The sequence below is a fragment of the Paracoccus sp. (in: a-proteobacteria) genome, from assembly GCF_047973135.1.
Lineage (GTDB): Bacteria > Pseudomonadota > Alphaproteobacteria > Rhodobacterales > Rhodobacteraceae > Paracoccus.
Genome location: NZ_JBKEBL010000131.1, coordinates 1 through 10,256, shown reverse-complemented (window position 1 = coordinate 10,256; position 10,256 = coordinate 1). Strand labels below are relative to the sequence as shown.

Annotated in this window: 6 protein-coding genes, 1 tRNA gene and 2 pseudogenes; 5 read left to right on the top strand and 4 right to left on the bottom strand. The window is 61.7% G+C overall.

Annotated features, from left to right (window positions below):
- Window positions 1-531, top strand: a pseudogene (locus tag ACK5L9_RS09960) (IS5/IS1182 family transposase); the annotation flags it as partial.
- A gap of 209 nt (window positions 532-740) precedes the next feature.
- On the opposite strand, the gene ACK5L9_RS09955 reads toward ACK5L9_RS09960, so the two are convergent.
- The 4 genes from ACK5L9_RS09955 to ACK5L9_RS09940 form a co-directional block, all read right to left on the bottom strand.
- Window positions 741-1,766 (bottom strand): calcium-binding protein, encoded by a 1,026-nt coding sequence (locus ACK5L9_RS09955; RefSeq protein WP_416911305.1) that lies wholly within the window; start codon window positions 1,764-1,766, stop codon window positions 741-743.
- Window positions 1,767-1,970: 204 nt separating this feature from the next.
- Window positions 1,971-3,185 (bottom strand): L-2-hydroxyglutarate oxidase, encoded by a 1,215-nt coding sequence (gene lhgO, locus ACK5L9_RS09950; protein ID WP_416911304.1) that lies wholly within the window; start codon window positions 3,183-3,185, stop codon window positions 1,971-1,973.
- Window positions 3,182-5,281, bottom strand: coding sequence for a TRAP transporter permease (locus ACK5L9_RS09945; RefSeq protein ID WP_416911303.1), 2,100 nt, complete (start codon window positions 5,279-5,281; stop codon window positions 3,182-3,184). The genes lhgO and ACK5L9_RS09945 overlap by 4 nt, the downstream gene beginning before the upstream one ends.
- Window positions 5,282-5,348: 67 nt before the next feature.
- Window positions 5,349-6,350, bottom strand: a complete 1,002-nt coding sequence (locus ACK5L9_RS09940; protein WP_416911302.1) for a TAXI family TRAP transporter solute-binding subunit — start codon at window positions 6,348-6,350, stop codon at window positions 5,349-5,351.
- A gap of 154 nt (window positions 6,351-6,504) precedes the next feature.
- On the opposite strand from ACK5L9_RS09940, the gene ACK5L9_RS09935 reads away from it, so the two are divergent.
- The 4 genes and pseudogenes from ACK5L9_RS09935 to ACK5L9_RS09920 form a co-directional block, all read left to right on the top strand.
- Window positions 6,505-7,143, top strand: coding sequence for a GntR family transcriptional regulator (locus ACK5L9_RS09935; protein ID WP_416911301.1), 639 nt, complete (start codon window positions 6,505-6,507; stop codon window positions 7,141-7,143).
- A 113-nt stretch (window positions 7,144-7,256) separates the two neighbouring features.
- A complete protein-coding gene (locus ACK5L9_RS09930) occupies window positions 7,257-9,329 on the top strand; it encodes a UPF0149 family protein (RefSeq protein ID WP_416911300.1) in 2,073 nt (690 codons plus the stop codon).
- Window positions 9,330-9,476: 147 nt separating this feature from the next.
- Window positions 9,477-9,552 (top strand) — tRNA-Ala (locus ACK5L9_RS09925).
- Window positions 9,553-9,991: 439 nt separating this feature from the next.
- Window positions 9,992-10,256 (top strand): annotated as a pseudogene (locus ACK5L9_RS09920) (hypothetical protein); the annotation flags it as partial.

The following is a 10,256-nucleotide window of genomic DNA, read 5'->3' as shown; positions in this document are numbered from 1 at the left end:
TGCCGACCAAAACGATCGAGGCGGGTCGGTCGTCAGGCGCGGTCACGGACAAGGCCCTGAAGCGGGTGGCTGTCGACACCACGGTCATGGATATCGCAGGGGACCGTGGCTGCAGTGCAGCCGCGTAAGCCCCGGAGATGGAACATCGCCCATCCGACGGATGCCAGGCTTTACGAGCGGGCGTGTGCCCTGCTGGTCGGTCTGGCGAAACAGGCCGGGATCGAACTGCGCCAGAGCTATGCCCGGCTCGCGCCGCGTCTGGCCATCCAGGTCGGCCGTTACGCCCATGCCCGCCAGTTCAAGCGCATGCGCAAGGCGCTGCGCCGGCTCAAGGGCTATGTCGGTCGGGTGCGCCGCGACCTGCGCCGCCATCTGCAGGAAATCCCGCAAGGCCCGCTGCGCGACAGGATCCTGGATGCGCTCTGGCTGGTCGGCCGCCTGCTGGAACAGGGACCGAAGAGCCGCGACAAGCTCTATTCCCTGCATGAGCCCGAGGTCGACTGCATCTCCAAGGGCAAGGCGCGGGTGCGGTCAGATCGCAGCTCGCCATCATGTTCGAAGACCGCTTCCCAATGGCGTAAAAAAACGCGTCACGCACAAAATTCCGCACAGTCTCCAAAATCTGCCCGGAATCAGCGTCAGATCAGAAGATTCCACGGCAGGCAGACGAGGAACTCCCTGCCAGCCCAAGTCTCCCGCTTCGCTTCGGTTGTTCGCCGCAGAGCCGCAGCCGGTGGGGATTACAGGATGAAATCTTCCGCCGTCAGATCGATATGGTCACTGATACGAAAGCTCATCTCGGGCCGGGCATCGGCATCAGTATCGACCCGAACCAGCGTGAATTCGAGGGTCTCGCCGCTCCAGATCGTTCTTTCCCTGTGGCTGTACGTGACCTCGCCTATGCCCGACGAGGTCAGCCCGTCATCGCCCATGAACCGGAATGCCTCATTCTCGGGCGTCAAGGAGTTGGCGTCTATCTGCCCCAGACTGATGCGATCCTCGCCCTGCGTGAAATCGGTAATTTCGTCCAGCGTCATATCCGTTAGATCGTCCGGTGCCCTGTACTGGCTGTCCCTGACCGATCTGAAAACGAACAGATCGCGCCCTTCGCTTCCGGTCAGAAGGTCCTCACCCCTGCCGCCAACAATTCGGTCATTCCCCAGGCCACCCTCTATGCCGTCATCGCTACCCCCGCCCATCAACCGGTCATCGCCTTCTTCGCCATACAGCTGGTCTTCCCCATTTCCGCCATACAGCGTATCGTTGCCGTGCAATCCGCTCATGATGTCCTCACCGTCAAAGCCGTGCGCGACGTCATCGAATTCGCTGAGAGTGAAAAAGTCGTCATACCTCAACCTGGTATAAATTAATGCCAGATCGTCCTCTCCCCCAGGCGAGCTGGCCGCCGCGACGAAATCGGCTACCTCAACGCCAAGCTCGTTGAAGACGAAGATATACGTCGTTTCGGTGTCCGAAACCGGCGTCAACAGCGCCAGCGATCCCACCGTGCCGTCAATCAGCATGCCATTGTCATCCACCCGCAAGTCGTCGCCCTGCACATAGAGCATCAGTGTAAGCGGTTCCGGGCCAACCTCTGGGATCGGTCCCGCGATGGCGGTCGCGACCCAGGTGTCTGTAAACGCCGGCAGATTCACGTCGATCTCTTGGTCGTCAAAGAACTGATAGCCGACTTGGTCTCCGTCAAGAATGCCGCTGAAGTTCAGCAATTGAGGAGAGAATGCAACCTCGGTGTAAACAACTGTCATTTGTAAAATCCATACATGAGCTGAAAATAAAAAAATCCGGTTCAGATTTGTGCAGGCTAATGAAGCAGCAGGTGCAGCGCAACCGGCGGTGCCGTTAGGGCAGTTTTGATATTTTCAAGCTTTAGCAATGACTTGAAAGTTCCCGGGACAGGATCGGCATGTAATCGCCGGCCCATCTCGGTTGCTGACACATTTGTGCAGGTTCTACCCTGACCCGAATTCGTTGCGGCCTTCGACACGGTCGGCGATATGGGCGCTGATGGGGATGGCCGCAGTGGCGGCGGGGGATGGGGCGTTGCCGACATGCAGGCAGCGGGGACTTTCGACAAACAGGAAATCATCGACGAGACTGCCGCCCGGCGTGACCGCCTGAGCGCGGACGCCTGCCGGATAGGGGGCAAGGTCGGTCAGGCTGATCCGGTCGCAATATTTGCGGATCAGTTTCAGATAAGCCGTCTTTGACAAGGACGAGCGCATTTCTGACATGGCCGTGCCAAGGTTGCGCCCGATCATGATCCAGAAACCCGGATAGCTCATCAATCCAAGCATGTCCGAGGCCGATATGTCGTAGCGGTCATACCCCTCTCGCTTCAGGGCCAGGACGGCATTCGGCCCGACCGTAAAGCCTCCGCCGATCTTGCGGGTCAGGTGGACGCCCAGGAAAGGGCGTTCGGGGTCGGGGACCGGATAGATCAGGTGGCTGACCAGATCGGGCGGCTGGTTCAGCAGGCGGAACATCTCGCCCCGGAAGGGAATGATGCGAAAGCCCGGCTTCTGGCCAAAGGCGCGGATGATGCGGTCAGCGTGCAGACCCGCGCAGGTGATGACGCGGTCGGCTTCGTAGCGGATGGCTGTGGTCCGGACAACGACCGAGGCCGGGCCATCCTCGCCTCTGAGCACGCGCTGGCCATATTCGACCGTCCCGCCGCGCGCGACGAACAGCCGGGCCATGGTGTCCGTGATCCGGGCGTAATCGACAATGCCGGTGCTGGGTGACAAAAGTCCGCCAAGCCCGTTGATATGCGGTTCCAGCCAGCGCAGGGTCGGGGCATCGACATCCTGAATCTCGATGCCGTTCCGGCGGGCTCGGTTCCCCAGATCGGCCATCCGGGCCAGTTCATGTTCGTCCGTTGCCACGATCAGCTTGCCGCAGCGGCTGACCGGGATGTCATGTTCGGCGCAGAAGGCATAGGTCGCGGCCACGCCCTCGCGGCAGAACCGCGCCTTGAGACTGCCAGGCTTGTAATAGACGCCGGCATGGATCACGCCGGAATTATGGCCCGACTGATGCCGCGCCGACCCTGCCTCTTTTTCCAGCACGACGATGTCGGCGCGCGGGTTGCGTCGCTGCAACTCCAGCGCGGTGCCAAAGCCGATGATGCCGCCACCGACGATCAGGATATCTGCCGTCCGGGTCATTTCAACGCCACGGCTCTGGCTGGTCCCTGCCGCAGGTTCAGGATCAGAGCCGCAATCACGACCAGCGCGCCGGGGATCTGGATCTCCAGCCGGTCGGGCCAGAAGCAGGCCATGCTGGCAACCAGCAGAACCAGCCGCATAACCGGGCCAACCGGTCGTTCCAGCCCGCCCTGCAACGCCCCTGCAAGGCCATAAATGCCAAAGACAGCGAAGATGAACACCTCGAACATGGCAGGCCAGTTGCCGGATAGAAGAGGCGTGAAGGCAAACAGCATCGGGACGATGTACAAACCCTTGGCCAGTTTCCAGCTTGTGATCCCCGTCGCCATCGCCGGCGCCTTGGCGATGGCCGCCGCCGTGAACGCGGCCAACGCGACGGGCGGGGTGACATTGCTGTCCTGACTGAGCCAGAAGATGATCATATGCGCCGACAGCAGCGCCGCAAGCGCCACGTTCGGCGGCACAACGATGTCACGCAGGGGGGCCGCGACCTCTAGCGGCAAACCGTTGATCAGGCTGGCGGCATCGGCATGGGCCATGGGCGCGGCCAGCAGCGTCGCAGCTTCGGGTGCACCCAGCATCAGAACGGCCTTCGCGGCATCGGGCAGCGTGCCATCGGCCAGCGCGCCGACAACGAACTGATCCGAGATCATGCCCGCCAGCGCCGGGGCCGACAGGGTCGCCAGCACGATATAGGCCGCCGTGACCGGCAGGCCCATTCCCAGCACCAGACTGGCCACCGCAACCAGCACCAGCGCAACGATCAGGTTGCCACCCGACCAGCTTGCGATCATCAGGCTGAAAGTGTTGCCGACGCCCGCAGTTGTCACGACATTGATGATCAGCCCCACGGCGCATAGCAGAATGGCGGTCATCACCATGCCTCGCGTGCCCATGACCAGCGCCTCCCACACGCCACGGGGACCAAGCGGGTTTCTGGTCAGCCAGCTTGAGGCAATGATCGACAGGATGCCGATCACGGCGGCATAGGTGGGTGTGAAGCCCGAAGCCAGCAGCCCGATCAGCAGCCCGATGGGAATAACAAAACTTGCGCCGCCATCGCGGAAGGCCTGCGACAGGCTGCGCCCGCTTTCGGTCATGGGTTGCAGATCCAGCCGTTTCGCCTCGATGCGCACAAAGAAGATCACGCTGAGGAAATACAGCAGCGCAGGCAGGGCCGCGATCACGACGATATGTTCATAGGGAATCTGGGTAAAGCTGGCCATGACAAAGGCCCCTGCCCCCATGATCGGCGGCATGATCTGCCCGCCGGTCGAGGCCGCCGCCTCGACCCCGCCCGCGAAACGGCCTGAAAAGCCTGCGCGCTTCATCAGCGGGATAGTGATCACCCCGGTCGAGGCGGTGTTGGCCACGGCAGATCCGGAAATCGTGCCCGTCAGCGCCGAGGCCAGCACCGCGACGATTCCCGGCCCGCCGACCAGCCGGCCCGCCAGCGCCCGCGCCAGGTCGATCACGAAATCCCCCGCGCCCGAACGCAGCAGGAACGCGCCAAAGATGATGAACAGAAACACATAGCTGGACGAGATGCTGGCGATCGAGCCGAACATGCCGTCATCGCCATAGATCGAACGGAAGGTGATCGCCCCCCAGCTTAGCCCCGGAAACGAGAACACACCGCTGATCCACTGCCCCCACAGCCCCACATAGCTGAGCGCCAACAGGATCAGCGTGGGAATGACCCAGCCAGTCAGCCGTCGCGTCAGTTCGGCCGCGCCGATGATGCAGATCCACGCCGCGATCCATTCGGGCAGGGTCATCTTGACGCCTCGGGCGTAGATGGCGTTTTCGGACATGGCCAGATACAGCGCCGACAGCGCAATCACCGCGCCAAGGGCGATATTCGCGGGCAGCAGCATGCGCCGCACACGTTCGGATGCGGGAAAGGCCGGTGTCAGGGTGGCGGCCAGAAAGGCGAAACCGGCGAAATGCGCGACATTGCGCTGAAACTCGGACAGGACAGGGTTCAGGGCCACATAGATATGGCCGATGGCGATCAGCCCGCACAGGGCTTGCAGGGGAACGGACATTCCGGCGACGGGATTTGCGCTGTCGTGGTCCTGATCGGCGTTCGTCATGCTCTGGTCCTCCCATGGCGCGACGGGGCGGATGTGGCCGCCCCGTCGGTTCGTCAGTATCGGACGGTTATTTCGCGATCAGGTTCTCGGGAATTTCGATCCCCGCCTCCTGGAAATAGCGGGCCGCGCCGGGATGCAGCGGCACCGGCAGGCCGGTGATCGCCTGTTCCAGAATCATGTGTTTGGTCGCGGGATGGATCGCCTGAAGGAAGGGCAGGTTCTCATAGATGGTCCTGGTGATCTGATAAATATTATCTTCCGAGACCGAGGCGTCCACCGCCAGGAAATTCGGCTGGGCGATGGTGGTGATATCCGCCGCCTGCCCCGGATAAGTCCCTTCGGGGACGACAAAGCTTGTCCAGATCCCGCGCCCGCCATCGGCCTTTTCGATCTGTTCGGGGGTAAATTCCAGCATCTTCACCTTGTCGCCCGCCGCCGCGAACAACTGGCTGACGGCGCCCGCCGGGATGCCCGCCGGAATGCTGACGCCTTCGACCTGACCGTTCTGCAGCGCCTCGGCCGAGGGGCCATAGCCGCCAAAGACCAGTTCGTAATCCTTGTCCAGATCCAGACCCAGCCCGGCCAGAATGGTGCGGTTGGACCCGATGGTGCCCGAGTTCTGGCTGCCAAAGGCCATCGCCTTACCCTTGAGATCGGCGATATCCTCGACCGTGCCGGTTTTCACCGCCGCCGCGTCGATGATGAAATGTTCGACATTGGGCCACAGCATCGTGACCGAGCGCAGGTTTTCCTGCTTGCCGATCTCGGCAAAGCTGCCGGTGCCGGTGATTGCGTCATAGCCATACAGCGCCTGAAGGATCCCGAACTGAGCCTCGCCATCGCGGATCAGCCTGACATTTTCCGCCGAACCGGCCGAACTGATTGCCGCCATGGCGATCTTTTCCGTGGGTTCCAGCTTGACCTTGACCAGCGTCGAGATCGCGACACCCACAGGATAATACGTCCCGCCTGTCGATGCGGTGGCCAGAATATAGCTGGCCTCTTCGGCCTGAACCGAAGCCGCGCCGATGGTCAGCGCCGCCAATGCCGTTGCAGCAAAAAATCGCATGAAAAATGCCTCCCTGGTTGTCGGAACAGACGGTTCGCCCCGCCCGTTCCCCGTGTGATACAATATTATTAATAATCACGTCAACAATTATGTTAATCATAGTTGCCGCAAGCCGCGCCTTCCCCTAGAATGGCCCGGCAGGATGGAGGGCGGATTGAGCGCCGCGAATGAACGGGACCGGGTCATGGCCTTGCTGGAGGAAGACATCGTCTTTGGCCGGCTGAAGCCGCGCGAGCGTCTGGTCGAAATCGACATCATGGAACGCTTTGGCGTTCGCCGACATATCGCACGATCCGCGCTTGAGGCGCTTGAGGGCAAGGGGCTGGTGCAGCGCAAGGCCAATCGCGGTGCGCAGGTCCGCGACCCCGGCATGCGCGAAATTACCGAACTGTACATGATGCGCGACATGCTGCACCGCGCCGCCTGCGAACAGACTCCGTTGCCCCTGTCGGACCATGACGCCGCCGCCCTGTCCGGGATTCAGGCACGCCACGATGCCGCCGTGGCCGCAGGCGATCTTGGCGAGGCGTTTCACCAGAACGAGCATTTTCACGCCTGCCTGAACAGCCTGTGCAACAACAAGGTTCTGGAAGAGGCGCTGAATTTCTATAACGAACGGACGAATATCATCCGCTCGGTGGCCTTCCGTTCGACCGAGACGCTGCAACACTCGGCCCGGCAGCATCACGCGATCATCGACGCAGCCATGGCCGGCGACCGCGCCCGCTTCGGCGATTGCGTGCTGGATCATATCCTGGGCGCACGACACGCCTATCTGAACGACACGATCTGATCCGCGCATCCAGTCATGACATCCTTGCATGCCTCGCCTAGTATGCCCGGAACAAGGTAAATGAATGTGATCTCACGGAGATACTAATGGCCACGGGACAGATAGATCAAGCATTGGCTGCCCTAGAAGGACTTGCCGATGACAGCGAAGAACGCCGCGAAATTCTGGACCGGACAAGCCGCATGATGCTTCACCGGCCAGACCTGGTGGCGCAATTGGTGGCGCGCATCATCGCCGAGGCCTGCGACGCCCCCGTCATCGAGGAAATGACCGATCTTCTGGGCGCGGCACTGGACACGGCGCGGATCACCCGCGAAAATGGCAGGGCGCGGGGCGAGGCCGTGCTGGCCCGCGCCGCCGAAGCTGTCGAACTGGCCGTCAACCAGCGCGCTGCCGGAACCGAGCAGCGGCTGCTGCTGGCGCGGATCTGGACGCGCTGTGGATTGCCCGCCCCGGCCGCGCTGGAGATGACGGTTGACGAGATCGACACGCAGGATCTGCAACCCGGCACGGACGAGTTTCCCGACGCGATGATGGAGGACATGTTTCAGGATCTGGTCAGCCAGGCCGATGGCGACCCGACCATCCTGCACGAAACCCTGACCGAGATGTTTCCCGCCATGCCCGCCGAATTGCGCCGGAATGCCGTTCGGGTGACGGCAGAGCGGACCGAACCCGCCTTTACGCAACTGGGCACGTTCTGGCTGCTGAACCCCGACCCGTCGCTGCGTATCACCGCGACCGAGGGTCTGTCGGCACGTCTGGCCGCTGGCAATCTGACGGCGGAAACCACCTCGGCGCTTGTGACTCTGCGAAGCTGGTTGCCCGAGGACGAATCGCGCCGTCGGCTGGATCAGTTGCTGCGCGATGCCATGCGCGCAGGCGTTGCCCCGGCCAGCGCCCCGGAACCGTGGAAGGTCCATTCGATCATGGCGACCCTGCCAGATGGCGGCGGGGCACAAAGCATTGGGATCGCCATGCAATCGGGCGGCAATCGCAAGATCGGCATGGTGCTGATGAAGCAGGGCCACGGGGTAAAGGACGCCTATTGCCTGCCCTGCGCATCGGCATCAGAACAAAAGCGCGTGTTGAAACGGCTGATAGACGAAACGGGTGCCTTGCCGGTGACGCAGGCCTGGCTGATCGACACGCTGGCCATGGCCCTGGGAGACGGGCTGGCTGTGGACGCCCTGCCCGCGCCCGGCCTGATCGAGATCGCCGGGTTCTGCAACCTGCCCCCCCTTCGCCCGCAACATATGACGGCGCGATCGCTGCTGGACGGGCTGGAATGCACGCCCTCCATCGCCAAATTGTCGGCACAAGCAAAAGGCAGGCTGATCAACCAAAGCGAGGACTGGATCGACACCTACGCAATCGTGGAAAGCTGGTTCGAGGACAGCGACAACGCCCATGACCTGTTGGATCAGGCGAAAAGCCCGCGCGGCCTGGACAGCGCGCTGTGGAGCTGGCTGGAAACGCGGCGCGACTGGTGGGCGCAGATCTTCGCACGCAGCGCCCATATGCTTGAGGCCGCAGGCCAGGCCGACGCACCCTCTTTCGCGGCGACGGCAATGTCGCTGCTGGACGGAAGGCCGCTGAAGAAAATCCCGGTGATGCTGGATGTGCATGAAACCACCGTCGAGGCATGGTATCTTGACACGCCCGAAATGGCCGATGACGATTTCGACATGGAACCGCGCGAACCGGAACCCGAACGCAAGGGCGAGCTGGCAAAGCTGCTCAAGGGCAAGAAAATCACGGAGGACTGGCTTGACGGTTTCGCGATGGCGGTCATGCTGGCCCCGGAAGAGATCGGTCCCGATCTGTGGCTGAACAAAATCGTCAGCGCGGCCATGCCGCTGACCGATCTCGAAATGGCCCATCGCCTGATCGAACTGTCGATGCTTCACGCGAATGCGATGATCGACCAGGCCCGAAGCCCCGCCCAGTTTACGGACCGGATGGCCAAGCGAAGCCGCAAGGGTTTGCACGGATGGTCCTCGGGCTTCATCCACGGCTATTTTTCGTTCCAGGACGCATGGCCCAAAAGCAAGATAACCGCCGCCGATAACGACATGATAGAGCTGCTGACCACAGCCGCAGCGCAGTCGCAGGCCGCGCTTGACATCGAAGCAATTGGAAACTGGATTTCGGTCCGCTTACCCCTCAGCAGCATGGCCGGATAACCACCTGCGCGACCAGCACGGGGATACCGCTCGGCCCGCCCGAGAAATTGCGCGGCCCACACGGATTTTTCCCCTTGCACCCCCTCGCCCATCCGCCTATACGCCCCTTCACGGCGCAGGTGCATTGCACAGGCGCGGACCTCCGGTGGGGCCATAGCTCAGTTGGTAGAGCGCTTGAATGGCATTCAAGAGGTCAGGGGTTCGACTCCCCTTGGCTCCACCAAAAGTTGATTCCGGATTTTCGAAAAAGCCAGCAATTGCTGGCTTTTTTATGCTTTTGCCGTTGCAACGCCCAAAAAATCCCGCAACATTTGCGCCGGTGACATAGTGGACCCAGCCCGAAAACAGGTTCGAGACATGCCGGGCCAGCGACTGGCCGCTGGCCCTGTGGCGGGCACGGATGGCAAGGCGGCTGTGTCTGCGTCGGGTGCGGATACTGGTACGGGTCAGTCCCGAGGGCCATCAGCTATATTGCGCAAGGAGGGGGTGGTATAGCTGGCGGAAGCCGATTTGATCATCAAATTGGCGCAGCATCAGCGTAAAATCAAATAGTATAGCCTGAAAACATGATCAAAAGAAAGTCGTCAGGCCTCACCATTGGTCAGTTTTGACGAATTGTGCGAACTCTGATTCAAACATCCCGGCTTTGAGGGGAGTTTGAGATGGTTTTTGATCGATTTACGCGGCAGGTTTGGGACGATTTGCAGGCGCGCTTGCCGTGCCAGCGCAAGACGCAGCGGGACAAGCTGGCGGTTCTGGTTGCGACGATGTTGCAGGTGAAGAGCGCCAATCTGATGGAGCTTGGTTCGAGCCTGCCGATCAGGACGTCCGACGCCCTGTCGCGGTTCCTGTGGATCAAGCGGTTTCTGGGCAACGTTCTGGTGGAGATCGACGCTGTGATGGGGTCGTTCTCACGAGAGGCGCTGG